Origin of the sequence: Microcoleus sp. LEGE 07076, from assembly GCF_015207455.1 — a bacterium.
Classification (GTDB): domain Bacteria; phylum Cyanobacteriota; class Cyanobacteriia; order Cyanobacteriales; family Microcoleaceae; genus Microcoleus.
Window position 1 is genome coordinate 18,948 of record NZ_JADEWV010000058.1, and the last position, 13,790, is coordinate 32,737.

Annotated in this window: 15 protein-coding genes; 4 read left to right on the forward strand and 11 right to left on the reverse strand. The window is 45.4% G+C overall.

The window, feature by feature from the left end:
* Nucleotides 1-329: 329 nt before the first annotated feature.
* The 4 genes from IQ270_RS12145 to IQ270_RS12155 all read right to left on the reverse strand — a co-directional run bounded on the left by IQ270_RS12145 (nucleotide 330) and on the right by IQ270_RS12155 (nucleotide 2,104).
* Complete coding sequence (locus tag IQ270_RS12145) at nucleotides 330-815, reverse strand: MAE_28990/MAE_18760 family HEPN-like nuclease (protein WP_228056289.1); 486 nt, start codon at nucleotides 813-815, stop codon at nucleotides 330-332.
* Nucleotides 816-827: 12 nt separating this feature from the next.
* Entirely contained in the window at nucleotides 828-1,022 is a 195-nt protein-coding gene (locus tag IQ270_RS30975) for a hypothetical protein (protein WP_228056290.1), read from the reverse strand.
* Nucleotides 1,023-1,133: 111 nt separating this feature from the next.
* Nucleotides 1,134-1,667: a DUF262 domain-containing protein gene (locus tag IQ270_RS12150; RefSeq protein WP_193973466.1), complete on the reverse strand. Its 534-nt coding sequence runs from the start codon at nucleotides 1,665-1,667 to the stop codon at nucleotides 1,134-1,136.
* Nucleotides 1,668-1,870: 203 nt separating this feature from the next.
* Nucleotides 1,871-2,104 carry a hypothetical protein gene (locus IQ270_RS12155; protein WP_193973467.1) on the reverse strand — a complete coding sequence of 78 codons (234 nt, stop codon included), beginning with the start codon at nucleotides 2,102-2,104 and terminating at the stop codon, nucleotides 1,871-1,873.
* Between the two features lie 204 nt (nucleotides 2,105-2,308).
* Between IQ270_RS12155 and IQ270_RS12160 the strand changes: the two genes are divergently transcribed.
* Both IQ270_RS12160 and IQ270_RS12165 read left to right on the forward strand, forming a co-directional pair.
* Complete coding sequence (locus tag IQ270_RS12160) at nucleotides 2,309-2,488, forward strand: hypothetical protein (RefSeq protein WP_193973468.1); 180 nt, start codon at nucleotides 2,309-2,311, stop codon at nucleotides 2,486-2,488.
* A gap of 69 nt (nucleotides 2,489-2,557) precedes the next feature.
* A complete protein-coding gene (locus IQ270_RS12165; RefSeq protein WP_071883997.1) occupies nucleotides 2,558-2,734 on the forward strand; it encodes a hypothetical protein in 177 nt (58 codons plus the stop codon).
* A gap of 118 nt (nucleotides 2,735-2,852) precedes the next feature.
* On the opposite strand, the gene clpB is transcribed toward IQ270_RS12165, so the two are convergent.
* The 3 genes from clpB to IQ270_RS12180 all read right to left on the reverse strand — a co-directional run bounded on the left by clpB (nucleotide 2,853) and on the right by IQ270_RS12180 (nucleotide 7,780).
* Nucleotides 2,853-5,468, reverse strand: coding sequence for an ATP-dependent chaperone ClpB (gene clpB, locus IQ270_RS12170; protein WP_193973469.1), 2,616 nt, complete (start codon nucleotides 5,466-5,468; stop codon nucleotides 2,853-2,855).
* A gap of 384 nt (nucleotides 5,469-5,852) precedes the next feature.
* Entirely contained in the window at nucleotides 5,853-6,068 is a 216-nt protein-coding gene (locus IQ270_RS12175) for a hypothetical protein (protein WP_193973470.1), read from the reverse strand.
* The gene (locus IQ270_RS12180; protein ID WP_193973471.1) at nucleotides 6,065-7,780 is read right to left on the reverse strand and encodes a HAMP domain-containing sensor histidine kinase; all 1,716 of its coding nucleotides are present in this window, start codon (nucleotides 7,778-7,780) and stop codon (nucleotides 6,065-6,067) included. The genes IQ270_RS12175 and IQ270_RS12180 overlap by 4 nt, the downstream gene beginning before the upstream one ends.
* On the opposite strand from IQ270_RS12180, the gene IQ270_RS12185 reads away from it, so the two are divergent.
* The gene (locus IQ270_RS12185; RefSeq protein ID WP_193973472.1) at nucleotides 7,779-7,919 is read left to right on the forward strand and encodes a hypothetical protein; all 141 of its coding nucleotides are present in this window, start codon (nucleotides 7,779-7,781) and stop codon (nucleotides 7,917-7,919) included. The two genes, IQ270_RS12180 and IQ270_RS12185, sit on opposite strands and share 2 nt — an antisense overlap.
* Before the next feature lie 233 nt (nucleotides 7,920-8,152).
* Here IQ270_RS12185 and IQ270_RS12190 read toward each other — a convergent pair whose 3' ends face one another.
* The 4 genes from IQ270_RS12190 to IQ270_RS12205 all read right to left on the reverse strand — a co-directional run bounded on the left by IQ270_RS12190 (nucleotide 8,153) and on the right by IQ270_RS12205 (nucleotide 13,018).
* A complete protein-coding gene (locus tag IQ270_RS12190) occupies nucleotides 8,153-8,674 on the reverse strand; it encodes a hypothetical protein (protein WP_193973473.1) in 522 nt (173 codons plus the stop codon).
* A 227-nt stretch (nucleotides 8,675-8,901) separates the two neighbouring features.
* Entirely contained in the window at nucleotides 8,902-9,468 is a 567-nt protein-coding gene (locus IQ270_RS12195) for a thermonuclease family protein (protein WP_193973474.1), read from the reverse strand.
* 12 nt (nucleotides 9,469-9,480) lie between these two features.
* Nucleotides 9,481-12,759 (reverse strand): DNA polymerase I, encoded by a 3,279-nt coding sequence (polA, locus tag IQ270_RS12200; RefSeq protein ID WP_193973475.1) that lies wholly within the window; start codon nucleotides 12,757-12,759, stop codon nucleotides 9,481-9,483.
* Between the two features lie 115 nt (nucleotides 12,760-12,874).
* A complete protein-coding gene (locus IQ270_RS12205) occupies nucleotides 12,875-13,018 on the reverse strand; it encodes a hypothetical protein (RefSeq protein WP_193973476.1) in 144 nt (47 codons plus the stop codon).
* A 32-nt stretch (nucleotides 13,019-13,050) separates the two neighbouring features.
* Between IQ270_RS12205 and IQ270_RS12210 the strand changes: the two genes are divergently transcribed.
* On the forward strand, nucleotides 13,051-13,790 hold a 740-nt coding region (locus IQ270_RS12210), incomplete at its 3' end, for a J domain-containing protein (RefSeq protein ID WP_193973477.1).

Sequence of the window (13,790 nt, forward strand, 5' to 3'; positions counted from 1 at the left end):
CGCGATCGACTTGGAGTGTCTCAAAGTGCGATCGTCACGCAATCACCACCGAAAGCATCATCATCCAAAAAATCTTTTTTAATAAGTAAGAATTATGTCGATTTTAATGCCATCCGATTTTAAATAATTATGCCACAAATAGTGTTGGTACGGCCCGAACCAAAAGCTCAACCAGGGAATACAGCATATTCCCGGTGTGTCGAGTACAGCAGCCGCAACAGGTCAACCAGTTTTTGAAATGCTTGGGATTGACAAAACAAGCGTGCAGTAGCAATTATTACATCAATCATCTTGGTAGTATTCGATCGACCCGGTTTCTTAGTCTAAATTTAAGGATTATTTGTAGTGATGTCCAAATACTCTTGATTGTCAAGATAAGTTTTAATATTCTCCAGTATTTGACGTAGATACTCTATGACTTCATCCTTAATCTCTAAAAGCTCATCAATCGTCTTATCTCGCCCCACCTCCTCAAAAGATTTAACTCCGTGGGCTAAGTCGTTTCTATTCCTTTTAACAACTACAAGATTTTGCCCGTTCTTGGTCTTACTAAAGTCTGTTTGATATGAAAAACCGTATTTTTCGGCTATTTCTTTAATCAACCTAGCATCCACATTCCCTGAAAATAGTTCTTCGCGTTCAAATGTAGCTGTGATGATGTCTGTAGATATTTGGTTGATTTGTAAATGAATTTTCTTAGGAGAACGGTTTTTAAGATTTTGCAGAACAATTATTTTGATTTCTGGTTTGAGTTGATCGAAGGACATTGCTTGATTTTTTAACTCATCAAATATGGCTACAATCGCATTTCGCATAGTGGATTCAACTCAGTTATACAATAACAACAAGCCATTGGCTTTTAGAGTTTTTTCCAACTCAGGATCGAGGCTTTGTATTTTGTATGTGCCAGCAGGATCGAATACAGCTAACTTCGTTGTCTGTTTTTCCAAGCTCTCCAGAAAAATGAAGTAATCATTCACCTCTTTGGCGCGTGTATTAAAGTCTAAAAATACAGTATTCATGAGTGTGACATGGCAGTTAATTGCGGAAATATTCAATACGCGCAACTACTTTATTTTTAAAACGGGTTGCCTCCGATTGTGTGCAGTATGTAAAATGGATTTACATTGCAATTAAAATGATTGTATCCGTTTAAATAAATCTCTTCGGACTTCCTTATTTGCAGCTTCAGTTAATTGGATCGTCCGAACTGTCTTTCGGTTGAAGTTCCTCTGGCGAGGCATGAGTAAATCACTAAAGTTAAATCCATTTAACTGCTCTATTTTTTTGAGTCCACTTAAGGTTAATTCGTTGTTAACAAATCTCGTTAGGGTAAGAATGTGTTGTGCACCGTATACCATCTCTAAACGTGGTTCATCATTTTCATCATGACCGATATAAACAACGAATATAGAAGGTATTGGCAGCCCCCAAATTACTGATTCGATAAACTTTGATTGCCTTGCTTCATCCCAAATAAGTTCGCGTTGGTAGTTGGGAATAAACAACTTGTTAGTATCATTGTTAATTCCTTCCATATATTTTTGAACAAGTATTTCGAGTGGATAGTCTCTCGTATCGTAATTAATTTGCTTCTGCTTGTCGCGAATTTCCATTTCAGCAGCATTTCTGTCTTGAAGCGTAATTTCTTCTAGTTTCGATCGCATATTTTTAAGTAACGAGAAAGTGTTGTGGATACGATCATTTTACCACAGCCCAAGGTTGATCAAGTCCTGTTCGGAGAATTTTAGTCTTGAGGCCACCGCAGTGTAAATTCTGATTTGGCTAAGATGGTACGGCCGATCGTACTTATCGAAAAAAGTGCGATCGTCAATATTGAATCAACTCAAAGCAGCAGCCAAATTACAGTTTATCGCCCGCTGGTGAGAGAATTGCTGGGGCAGCCCAACCCAGATAAACGGTTGCTGTCTCCACTTAAATCAAACACAACCTCAAACTTAACGTGAGGTATAGTTTGTCGCAAAAACTGAAAATGCCCGTCTGCATCTGAAGGACTGCGGAAGCGGGCGACAATCATCCATTGATGAGAAGGTAACAAACGGGCGATCGCCCAACAACACAAGCGTTCTTTGTATGTCATCATAGAATTCGTCTCCATTGAATGTTGGAGCCAGAGCCAGCCCGGAACCTTCCACAGTAAGGGGCTGGCTTTTGACTGTTTACAGGTCGTATTATAACACATAATGACGTACAATGATTTAAAATAACTTAAAATGAAATATTTTTATCGGTCTTAACTCAAAACAGCGTAAGATGGACTGTGTTGAGATGTTTTGCAGTGCAACGAATGGCTTCACGGGGAAGAGTTACCGCATACCTACCAGAGGAGATTCAAAAAGCTCTGGAAGAATGGGCAGAAGAAGAAAGCAGATCCGTTAGCAGTTTGACAACGTACCTGCTGACTAAATCTGTTAGAGAGCGCCAAGAGCAGAAAAAGGATGAATCCCGGAGCGATCGCCCGAGTTGAAGACGGCGCGATGCAGAAAGGCTTTGGAGTGTAAGATTGAAGACAATTGAAGTAAAACCATGCCAGCCCATGCCTTCACGTATGCGAGTCACAGTTACACTGCCAGAAGACGTTCATCAGGCCCTGTCCGAATGGGCCGAAGAAGAAGATAGAACGCTCGCAAACCTTCTCTCCCATGTGGCAGCTAAAGCAGTCAGAGAACGCCAAGAACAGAAAAAAGATAAATCAGAAAGCGATCGCCCTTAAGAACGATCGCCCGCAATCCCATCCGCGTTCATCCGCATCCATCCGCCTACATCTGCGGTAAAAAAAAAGAACCATCGCCTCAAAAAAATAAGGTGGGCCGCAGCCCACCCTACTCAAATTATTTCGCAGTCACCAACTGGGCCGGCAGCCGTTTAAACGCCAACCTTTCATTCTCGATATCCACAAAAATCGTATCGCCATCAACAAAATCTCCTCGCAAAATACCCTTCGCCATTTGCGTTTCCAACTCGCGTTGAATTCCCCGCTTCAAAGGCCGCGCACCGTACACAGGATCGTAGCCGATTTCTGCCAAGAAGTCGATCGCCGATTCCGACAATTTTAGAGACATTTTGCGATCGGCCAACCGTTTTTCCAAACGCTTAACTTGCAACAGCACAATCTGCCGCAATTCCGTCTTACTCAAACCGTGGAAAATAATCATCTCATCAATCCGGTTCAAGAATTCCGGGCGGAAAGTTCCCCGCATCGCCTCCATCACCCGACTCCGCATTTCCTCGTTATCTCCCGCCACATCCAAGATGTATTGAGAGCCGACATTCGATGTCATAATAATCACAGAATTCTTAAAGTCTACCGTGTGACCTTGAGCATCGGTAACGCGGCCGTCATCCAGAATTTGCAGCATGATGTTGAAAACATCCGGGTGCGCTTTCTCAATTTCATCAAACAGAATTACGGAATAGGGACGGCGGCGCACAGCCTCAGTTAATTGTCCGCCTTCATCGTAGCCAACGTATCCCGGAGGCGCACCAATTAACCGCGAAACCGCGTGTTTCTCCATGTATTCCGACATATCAATGCGGACGATCGCCTCTTCGGTATCAAAGAGATAAGATGCTAATGCTTTCGCCAACTCGGTTTTACCTACACCCGTGGGGCCGAGGAAGATAAAACTCGCAACCGGACGATTTGGATCGGCTAAACCCGCGCGCGATCGTTGAATAGCATCTGCAACCGCCGTCACCGCTTCATCCTGTCCGATTACCCGTTTGTGGAGCTCATCTTCCAAGTACAAAAGTTTTTGCATTTCCGATTCAACTAACTTGCTAATCGGGATTCCTGTCCACTTAGAAATAATCTCAGCAATGTCAGATTCCGTGACTTCTTCCCTGAGTAAAGTTTTACCAGTGGTTTGAGTTGCAGTCAGTTGAGCTTCGGCTTCTTGCAGTTGTTTTTGCAACTCGGTCAACTTGCTATATTTCAACTCAGCAGCGCGGTTCAGGTCATATTTTAACTCAGCTTGTTGAATTTCAATATTCACCTTGTCCATCTGTTCTTTGATTGTTTGAATGCTACCGATGACACCTTTTTCTGATTGCCATTGGGCGTTCAAACCGCTTTGCTGTTCCTTGAGATTGCCTAAGTCTTTTTCCAGTCTTTCCAACCGTTCGATCGAAGCTGCGTTGCTTTCTTTTTGCAGCGACAGTCTTTCCATTTCTAGCTGCAAAATCCGGCGGTCGATTTCGTCTAATTCTTCCGGCTTGGAAGTAATCTCCATTTTAAGTTTAGCGGCAGCTTCGTCCACCAAGTCAATGGCTTTGTCGGGAAGGAAGCGATCGCTAATATATCGAGTAGACAAAGTAGCCGCAGCAACTAAAGCGCTGTCAGAAATTTTTACACCGTGGTGTACTTCGTACCGTTCCTTCAAACCCCGCAGGATCGAGACAGTATCTTCTACTGTCGGTTGGTCAACATAAACTTGTTGAAAACGGCGTTCTAAGGCCGCATCTTTTTCGAGATACTTGCGGTATTCGTCGAGAGTTGTAGCGCCGATACAGCGCAATTCGCCCCTCGCTAACATCGGTTTCAATAAGTTGCCGGCATCCATCGATCCTTGCGTCGCACCCGCACCGACAACGGTGTGAATTTCATCGATAAATAAGATGACTTTGCCGTTGCTGTCCATCACTTCTTTGAGCACAGCTTTTAACCGTTCTTCAAATTCTCCCCGGAATTTTGCACCCGCAATTAATGCGCCCATATCTAAGCTAATTAATTGTCTGTCTTTGAGAGATTGCGGCACGTCTCCGGTGATAATTCGCTGGGCGAGTCCTTCGGCGATCGCAGTTTTACCAACTCCCGGTTCCCCAATCAGTACGGGGTTGTTCTTGGTGCGGCGGCTCAATATTTGAATCGTGCGGCGGATTTCGTCATCCCGTCCGATTACCGGATCGAGTTTGCCTTGACGCGCGGCTTCTGTCAAGTCTCGGCCGTATTTTTCCAGCGCTTCATATTTGCCTTCTGGATTTTGGTCTGTCACTTTGTTGTTCCCCCGGACTTGGGTAATAATATTTTTGAGCTTGGCTTCATCTAGTTTAAATTCTTGCAGCAGATTTTTGCCGAAGCGATCGTCCTTAACGTAAGCTAGTATCAGGTGTTCAACGGAAATAAATTCATCGCCGTAGTCTTTGCGATCAGCTTCAGCGCGATCGAGCAAAGTGTCGAGAGAACGGCCGAGATAAACGTTGCCGCCGCTGCTAGAGATTTTCGGTTGGCGGCTGATAAACTCATCTGTGCGATCGCGCAATTTAGCGACAGCCACTCCTGCTTTGTTAAACAAACTGCTAGCAAGTCCCGATTCTTGTTCCAGCAAAGCTTTCATCAAATGTTCGCTTTCTAGCTGCTGATGCTGGGCTGCTTTGACGATTTCTGGAGTGCGCGCCAGGGCTTCCCAGGCTTTTTCGGTAAATTGATTTGGATTATTCGGTTGCATAAATTTTAATTCCCTGCACTAAAAAAAAGAGCGATACTGTAGAGGCAAATGCTCGATCGCCCGTATAATTGTCATTGTAGGGAGTTGCGGACGGGGGACGGATCGGTGTTCCCCTATATGTAGATAGGTATTTCCCTCCTTTGTCGCAGTCCCTCGCAGCGAAAAGATCAACTTTCGGGCCTAAAAGTTGCACTTTGATGAATTACCAAGTAGTATTCGTAGGGTGCGTCGCGATCGAAAAGCCTTAAGGAAAGATCGAAAATCTCCGAGCGACGCACCTTACATAATACTGGAAAAAACAACTCTCCATTCACTGTTAACTGTTGACTGTTAACTGTTAACTGTTAACATCATGAGGATTGCAACCGGAATTGATATGACTGATTAATTTTGCACCGCTGCGTCGCTCCGAGATTGTTGATTTTTTAAGAATTGTCGATCGCGACGCACCCTACGGCTAATGATATCAAATCCTCTCTTCATCGGAATAGTACATTCACTGTTGACTGTTAACTGCCAACTGCCAACTGCCAACTGCCAACTGCCAACTGCCAACTGCCAACTGCCAACTGCCAACTGCCAACTGCCAACTGAATTCAAGCTTGCATCACCACCCGTTCCGGGAGACTGACAATAAAAGTTGAGCCTTTCCCGTCCTCGCTTTCAACGCTAATTTCGCCGCCGAGAATTTGACACAAACGCTGGCTAATTGTCAATCCCAAACCCGTGCCTCCATACTTCTTAGTAGTCGAAGCATCAGCTTGGGTAAAAGGTTTGAATATCTGCTCTAATTGCTCGTTCGTCATGCCAATGCCAGTATCGCTGACTCGAAAAATCAAAATTTGAGAACTGTAGTTTGTACCAGAGTTACAATCCTTATTTTTGTTTTTTCTCGAAGCTTTCAATTTTTCATTTTTAATTCTTTCAACGCCGATAGTAATCACGCCTTTTTCAGTAAATTTGGCAGCGTTGCTGAGCAAGTTGAGCAGAATTTGCCGGACTTTCGGTTGGTCGGCGTACATTGTGCCGAGTTCGCCTTTGGTTTTCAGCGCTAAAGCATTGCCTTTTTTTTCTACTAGGGGTTGAGCCGTAGTTATCACTTCTTCAATCATTGTCGCTACGTCGAAGTTTTCCAAATAAAGCGTGACGTGGCCGGCTTCTATTTTGGAAATGTCGAGGATGTCGCTGATCATGTCGAGCAAATGTTTGCCTGCGGTTTGAATTTTTTCTAAGTCTGGGAGAAAGTCTTCGGAACCGGAATCTTGAGCATCTTCTTGCAGCATTTCGCTGTAGTTGATGATGGCGTTGAGGGGGGTGCGGAGTTCGTGGCTCATGTTGGCTAGAAATGCACTTTTCGAGCGGTTGGCGGCTTCGGCTGCTACTTTTGCTTCGTGCAAGTCTTCTGTATATTCTGCTACCCGCTGAATGAGTTCGTTGAGGGAAGTTGCTAGCACTCCTACTTCGTCGGAAGTAGTGACGGGTACTTGCAAATCGAAGTTGGATTCTTCTGTGACTCGCTGAGCGATCAGGGTGGTGGCTTCTAAGGGGCGGGCGATCGCCGCACTGGTGTATGCTGCAAGTATGGCTGCGATCGCGGCCGATACCAACAGAGAGCCAACGAGCACCAGAGTTCCGAGTTTTTCTGCATTCTCGTAGGTTCTAAATTCTTCGTCTGCTCGATCGCGAAAATTCTCTGCGAGTTTGGCTGAATCCTCCGAAAACTGTTGAAGTTTTAAAGCGGTTTCACCACTCACAAAATTGTTCAAGTTGCGCCCGAAAACCTGCCGCTGCTGCGGATTCAAAGCTGATAATTTCGCAGTCGCCAACAATTTTTGTACTTGTTGAAAGTATGATTCTACCGTCTTGCCGTTGACTTGACCGAACTTTTGAAGCATTTGGTAGTCTTTGGCAATTTCGGGATTTTTTGTCGGTGGCAGGGTTTGCAGTTGTTCTAGGATACCACTCATCTGAGCAACACGTGTTAGAAATTCCGAGCGTTGGCGATCGAAAATTTCCGGTTTTGTCACGCTTACCGCCAGCTCTTGCTGGTGAATTCTGACTTCCTGTACTGTATTATTAAGATTAGTCAAGATTTCTGCTTTATCTCGATCGATCGCCAGTTTTTCTCTAACTTGCTGCTTGTGATAGGATTCTACTCCCCGTCCCGCCACAGCACCCAAAATCGCAATACCAATGACCAAGGCGTATCCGCAGCCGATTTTCTGCCTGATACCCAAGCGGCCAAACAGACTTTTCAACCCTATTTGAGGAGCGTTATGCAGTTGATTTTTCAAGGCTAAGGTTAAAGACATGGGGAATTTACTCATCACCCTTATAGGCACTACCTACATTCTAATTGATGCCTGGGTGAGGGTAAATAAAGTTCTTGCTTCGGCCCGGATTTCGGCAGTTATCGGGTCTTTGCAGGGTTCCACAGCTCGATCGGCTTGACAGTTGACAGCAGTTACGATCGACCAACTATAGCGGTTGTCAACTGACTGAGGAATTGATCGATTAATCTAAAATTCTTCAATTCCCCAATTTTTCAATCTCAAATCTGTACCAGTACCCGATCGATCCGATCCTCAGTTATACAAAAAGCGAGTTATAAGTTGCAAGTTAGCAGTTAGATTCGCGATCGAAAACTCCCCTCTACTCGCAACCCAAAAATTATCGCTGTTCCTCTACTGGCAAAGTTTAAATTGTGCTATTTCAGCAGGAATTTTTGAAGCATTAGGTACGCTAGCAGAAGTAGGAACGAAGATTCCCATGCCGAAACTGCAACCCTCTGCCGTCGTGCATTCCCCAGGCTTAGCAGTGATTTGATATTCGCCTTGGGATGGCGGAGTAAAAGAGATTGAAGACAGTTCACCAGTCTTTTGACTCGTACCAATTTCTTGACCGTTGGCATCCTTGAGAGTTAGGTTTAAATCCTGGCAATTGCCGTCGCAAGTGGCAACAAAAGTATACTCTGTATCTGGATGCAGCGTGGCTCTAAACGGAGATGAAACTTGCTTGCGAACTTGGCCCAGCAACGGCACAAATACTAATTTTTGACCGCTCCTAGAACGCTGGTCAACTTCTGTTTTCAAGCGACAAACAACCGTTTTTTGGCTGTCTGTCAGTTCTTGAGCGATCGCATTGCCTACAATTGCAGTACCTAGCAGCAGCGCCATACCAGAAATAACCAGATTTTTGATCTTCATTGATGTCCCTTAAAGCTAATTTTGGGTGATTGCAATAGACCCCTTTTGGCGGCTGTCTATTGAGTTATCTGGAGCCTATCACATCTGTTGCGAATTGGCCAAACAGGGAATTGGAAATTGGGAATGGGGAATGGGGAATTGTTGGCTGTTGACTGTTGACTGTTGAGTGTTGACTAATAACAACTAACAATTAACAATTGCCAACTAACAACTGACTAATCACTAAATCATTTCTTGCGAAACTTCCAAGCGGGAACAAACTTAGAATCTCCCCAAACGCCGCGGCGATTTTTCTTAGCTTCGGCTTCCGCTTGTTGCACAATACTTGCACTCGGACAGTTTTTTAAGTAAGGAACGTAAACCATTGCTAATCCTTCTCGAACCAAAACTTCTTGGGCAAATTTACCGTTTGGCAGACGAACTTCGCTAATTTTGCGGCCGTAGCGGTCGGTATCGGTAACGGTCAAAACAACGCGACCGCCTCCTTCTTTTACTAGCTGCTCCATTTTTTGGTATGCTTGCGTACCCCACTTAAACTGATTTTTATCTGCTGCTTTTTTGCTGTTTTTTTCAGCGTTGGTGTGGGGGACTTCCGGTGCATCTATACAGGCAAAACGCACTTTGATATCCTTCCCGTCGCTATCGCTGGCGACAAGGGTGTCGCCGTCGCTGACTCGTTTCACAGCATAATTGTTGGGCGGTAGCTTTTGCGGACATCCAGAAAGTAGGAACAGCAGAACAACTGCACTCAAGCGGGTGATTTTAGCGGCAAGGGCGATTTTATTTGGGTTCATAATTTTCTCTGTTTATTTAGTCTCCATCCAATTTTGCCCCGCGTGGATGTCAACTATTAGCGGTACGCTAAGCGGCAGAGCATTTTCCATCGCCGTTCTAATTTTCGGCTGCAATTCTTCCCATTCATCGGGAGGTACTTCAAAGATTAATTCATCGTGCACTTGCAGCAGCAGCCGCGCCTGATAGTTTTGCAAAATTTTGTCTACCTCAATCATGGCAAGTTTAATGATATCAGCACTGGAGCCTTGAATGGGAGCGTTGGCTGCGGCGCGCAAAGATTGCGCGTCATCTCTGCTGAGAGATTTAAGTCTATCGGAGTGAATGTCTTGGGGATTGCGGCCTTTTAAGTCCAGGATGCTTTGACTCTGGAATTTTAAATAGCGGCGGCGGCCGAGTATTGTGGTAACGTATCCGAGGGCGATCGCCTCTTTTTTTACTTTCTCCAAAAATTCAAAAACCTTACTGTAACGCTCGTTAAATCGTTCAATGAATTTTTTACCGTCTGCTGAAGTTTTGCCCATCGAACGACCAAACTTAATCGCCCCCATACCATAGATTACCCCAAAATTAATCGTTTTGCCAAACCGTCTTTCGTCCGGCGTTACTTCCTCTTTTTCAAACAACAGTTGAGCCGTCACGGTATGCACATCTCGGTTATTTTGGTAAGCTTCAATTAACACAGGTTCTTGGCTCAAATGAGCCAAAATTCGCAGCTCAATTTGAGAATAGTCAGCCGACACCATCAGCCAACCTGCTTCCGGTAAAAAAGCCTTGCGAATTTGTCGCGAAAACTCGGTGCGGATGGGAATATTTTGTAAATTTGGATTGGAAGAAGAAAGCCTGCCCGTACCAGTTGCAGCTTGGTTGAAATCTGTATGTACTCGCCCGGTATCGACACGCACTAACTGCGGCAAAGCATCGACATAAGTTGATTTCAACTTAGATAATGTTCGGTGTTCTAATAAATCGTCTACAATCGGGTGGTCTCCTTGCAATTTATCCAAAACAGCCGCGTCTGTAGAGTATCCTGTTTTGGTTTTGCGAGACTTTTTCTGAAACTCATCGGGTATTTTTTCTAACAAGATTTCGCTGAGTTGTTTTGGGGAACCTAAATTAAACTTTCTCCCCGCTGCGGCATAAGTTTTTTCTTCTATTTCTGCTAAGCTTTTTTCTAGCTGCTGCGAAAGTGTGTTGAGATAAGCTGCATCAATGCGAATTCCGCAGTATTCCATTTCTGCTAAAATTGGTTCTAGGGGCTGTTCAACTTCCAGCAGCAACTTGTGCAAAGACTTATCTGGAAAGTTAGCTTCATCAGCTTTATCTAATTCGGTTCTCAGTTTACCTACTAACCCAAATGTGGTGTGAACATCCATGCCGCAGTAGTCAGCTACTTTGACAATGCTGATGTCAGCAATTGTTTTGTTTTTGGGTACTAATTCATTGTAACTTGTTGCGACAATACCTAAGTATTTCCTTGACAATTCGCTGAGACTGTGGCTGGTTTCTGGATTGAGTACGTAACTGGCTAGCATGGTGTCGAAGATGACTCCGGCTAGTTTGATTCCCTGACAGCGCAGGATCGATCGATCGAATTTAGCATTTTGCAGCGCCTTGGGATAATTCTCGCTTGACAAAATCGGACGCAAAGCATTTAAAACTGTAGCTTTGTCCAAGTTTTTACCAGTTTTGTGTCCCGTGGGAATGTAAGCGACATCCTCTTCACCGGTTCCCCAACAGCAGCCAATTCCGACTAATTCGGCATCTCGCGGTTCGAGGGCGGTGGTTTCGGTATCCCACGCCACGGGTGAGGTTTTGTCGGTGAAAGTTTCCAGCAGTTGAACTAATTCGTTTAACTGTTCGGTTGTTTGAATTATTCGGGGTTTAATGGGTAATTTGTTTGCTTGCTGGGCGGCTTTGGTGTCATCATGACTCCAAAACCACAATTCATCTGCTTCTGAACTTTCACCTGTTTGAGGTGACTTATCTATTGTGGGGTGGGCATCTTGCCCGCCCAAAGCAACAGGCATCTTGCCTGTTCCACTGTCGGCAACAGGCATCTTGCCTGTTCCACTCTCCAGTGAATTGATTGTGGGGTGGGCATCTTGCCCGCCCAAAACAACAGGCATCTTGCCTGTTCCACTCTCCAGTGAATTGATTGTGGGGTGGGCATCTTGCCCGCCCAAAACAACAGGCATCTTGCCTGTTCCACTCTCCAGTGAATTGATTGTGGGGTGGGCATCTTGCCCGCCCAAAACAACAGGCATCTTGCCTGTTCCACTCTCCAGTGAATTGATTGTGGGGTGGGCATCTTGCCCGCCCTTTTCTAATGGTTCTTCTACACCGCCAAACCGTTTTTGAATTTGTTTTACTTTGCTTAAAAATGTCTTGAATTCCAGTTTTTCCAGCATCGAAATCAAGGCTGATTCATCAAAACCTGTAAGTTCGCAATCCTCTAAGTTGATTTCTAAGGGAACTTCTTGGACAATTGTCGCCAAGCGCTGAGAATGATAAGCAGCTTCTTTGCCTTCTTCTAGCTTTTTTTTGGTTGCGCCTTTAATCTCGTCTATCGCAGCATAAATGCCGTCGAGGGTGTTGTAAGCTTCTAGCAATTGCAGGGCGGTTTTATCGCCGATGCCTTTAACTCCGGGAATGTTATCGGATTTGTCGCCGCAGAGGGCTTTGTAATCTATTACTTGTGCGGGCAAAATACCGAGTTTGGCTTTGACTTCTTCCGGGCCGTATTCTTGGGATTTGCCTTTTCCCGATCGCCTGAGTTCCTCGGTACTCAAATATAACACGCTGATGTTTTTTTCGGTTTCTACTAATTGAAACAAATCTCGATCGCCCGTCAGGATTTTGACCTGATAACCGGCGGCGCTGGCTTTGTTGGCTAAAGTTCCCAAAACATCGTCTGCCTCGAAACCCGGAGCGGTGACTGCTGGTAAATTGAGATAGGTGAGCAGTTCTTGCAGGTTTTTGAGATCGGGGATAAAATCTTCGGGTGTTTCCGCACGACCGGCCTTGTAAGTTTGGTCTGCTTCGTGGCGAAAAGTGGGCGTGGCGAGGTCAAAGGCGATCGCCATGTACTGGGGATCGTGGGCGGCCATGACTTCCAGCAGCGACTTGAGAAAGCCAAAACAGACGCTGGTGGGAATGCCTGTGGTAGTTCGCAAACCTCCGTCTCGACTTTTGGCGAAGGCGAAGTAGGAGCGAAAGGCCAGGGAGTGGCCGTCAACTAGGATGAAGGTGGGAACTTGATTTGCCGACACTGACACAAATAGCGATCGCACGAAAGTATTTTTTTATTGTAGCCAGTTGTCATGCCAGTTAAAAAAAATAACGCAACTGAAAATAAGCTCTAAACCTTTGTACAATCAGTCATTGGCAATTCTCAAATCGAAAATCTCAAATTTTTTTCAATCGGAAACTCGACTCGCCAGCAGACTTGAGAACGCTTGACGCTCGATCGCGATCGGCTGATTGTGCAGCTTGCCTGAGAATGCTAGAAGATAAGAAGTACGATTCCCGCTCGGGATAGCTTCGCTTCATGCAAATTTATCAACACCTGCCGATCGAAGCCTATGGCTGATATTAATCGATGCTACGAAATCCTCGAAATAGAGCCTGGAGCTTCCTTAGAAGAAATTAAACGCGCCTACAGGGATTTAGCGTTTGTGTGGCATCCCGATAGATTGGCCCACAACGATCGCCTGCAACAAAAAGCTGAACAAAGATTAACAGAAATTAATCAAGCTTACGAAGAGTTAGTGTTGTTTCTGAGTCAGCCGGAATCGAGGTCGATCGACAAACAGTTTCAGCAGCAGCCACCACCCCCTGCGCCGCCGGAAAAGCCACTGAGAAGGCGTTCTGGAAAATCAGCCGCCAGGCATGGTTCCCAGCGCCGTCAAACCCGCCCCAAAGCCTCCTCCAAAAAATTTTCAACTCAAAACAACTCTTCAAGCAACAAACGATTTACCGCTAAAAATCGGGAAGCGTCGCGGACAAGAAAGCCATTGGGGCGCAGCGCGGCGAGGAAAGCGCGCCCATCTCAAAACTATCTAAACCTTACCCGGAAAAACAAAAGAGAGTTTCCGACTCAATACTCCAAACCGCAGCCATCTCAAAACAGTTTAACTTTCCCTTGGGGGCCGCTGGCGATGGCCGCGGCGAGTTACGCTGTGACGGGCTGCATTTTGACGAAATCCGAGGCCCCGCTGTGGATGTGGGCTTTAATCTGGGGTGCGGATTGGCTGTGGGCCGCAATTTTGCTGGCGGAGGGTTCGGCTACGCCTAAAGTGTGGCTGGCGGCGCTGGTTTTGGC

Bases quoted from the DNA above. Each gene is read 5' to 3' on its own strand.
- IQ270_RS12145 (WP_228056289.1), bottom strand. From the start codon at position 815: ATGCGAAATGCGATTGTAGCCATATTTGATGAGTTAAAAAATCAAGCA.
- IQ270_RS30975 (WP_228056290.1), bottom strand. From the start codon at position 1,022: ATGAATACTGTATTTTTAGACTTTAATACACGCGCCAAAGAGGTGAAT.
- IQ270_RS12150 (WP_193973466.1), bottom strand. From the start codon at position 1,667: ATGCGATCGAAACTAGAAGAAATTACGCTTCAAGACAGAAATGCTGCT.
- IQ270_RS12155 (WP_193973467.1), bottom strand. From the start codon at position 2,104: ATGATGACATACAAAGAACGCTTGTGTTGTTGGGCGATCGCCCGTTTG.
- IQ270_RS12160 (WP_193973468.1), top strand. From the start codon at position 2,309: ATGGCTTCACGGGGAAGAGTTACCGCATACCTACCAGAGGAGATTCAA.
- IQ270_RS12165 (WP_071883997.1), top strand. From the start codon at position 2,558: ATGCCTTCACGTATGCGAGTCACAGTTACACTGCCAGAAGACGTTCAT.
- clpB (WP_193973469.1), bottom strand. From the start codon at position 5,468: ATGCAACCGAATAATCCAAATCAATTTACCGAAAAAGCCTGGGAAGCC.
- IQ270_RS12185 (WP_193973472.1), top strand. From the start codon at position 7,779: ATGGGGAATTTACTCATCACCCTTATAGGCACTACCTACATTCTAATT.
- IQ270_RS12180 (WP_193973471.1), bottom strand. From the start codon at position 7,780: ATGTCTTTAACCTTAGCCTTGAAAAATCAACTGCATAACGCTCCTCAA.
- IQ270_RS12190 (WP_193973473.1), bottom strand. From the start codon at position 8,674: ATGAAGATCAAAAATCTGGTTATTTCTGGTATGGCGCTGCTGCTAGGT.
- IQ270_RS12195 (WP_193973474.1), bottom strand. From the start codon at position 9,468: ATGAACCCAAATAAAATCGCCCTTGCCGCTAAAATCACCCGCTTGAGT.
- IQ270_RS12205 (WP_193973476.1), bottom strand. From the start codon at position 13,018: ATGAAGCGAAGCTATCCCGAGCGGGAATCGTACTTCTTATCTTCTAGC.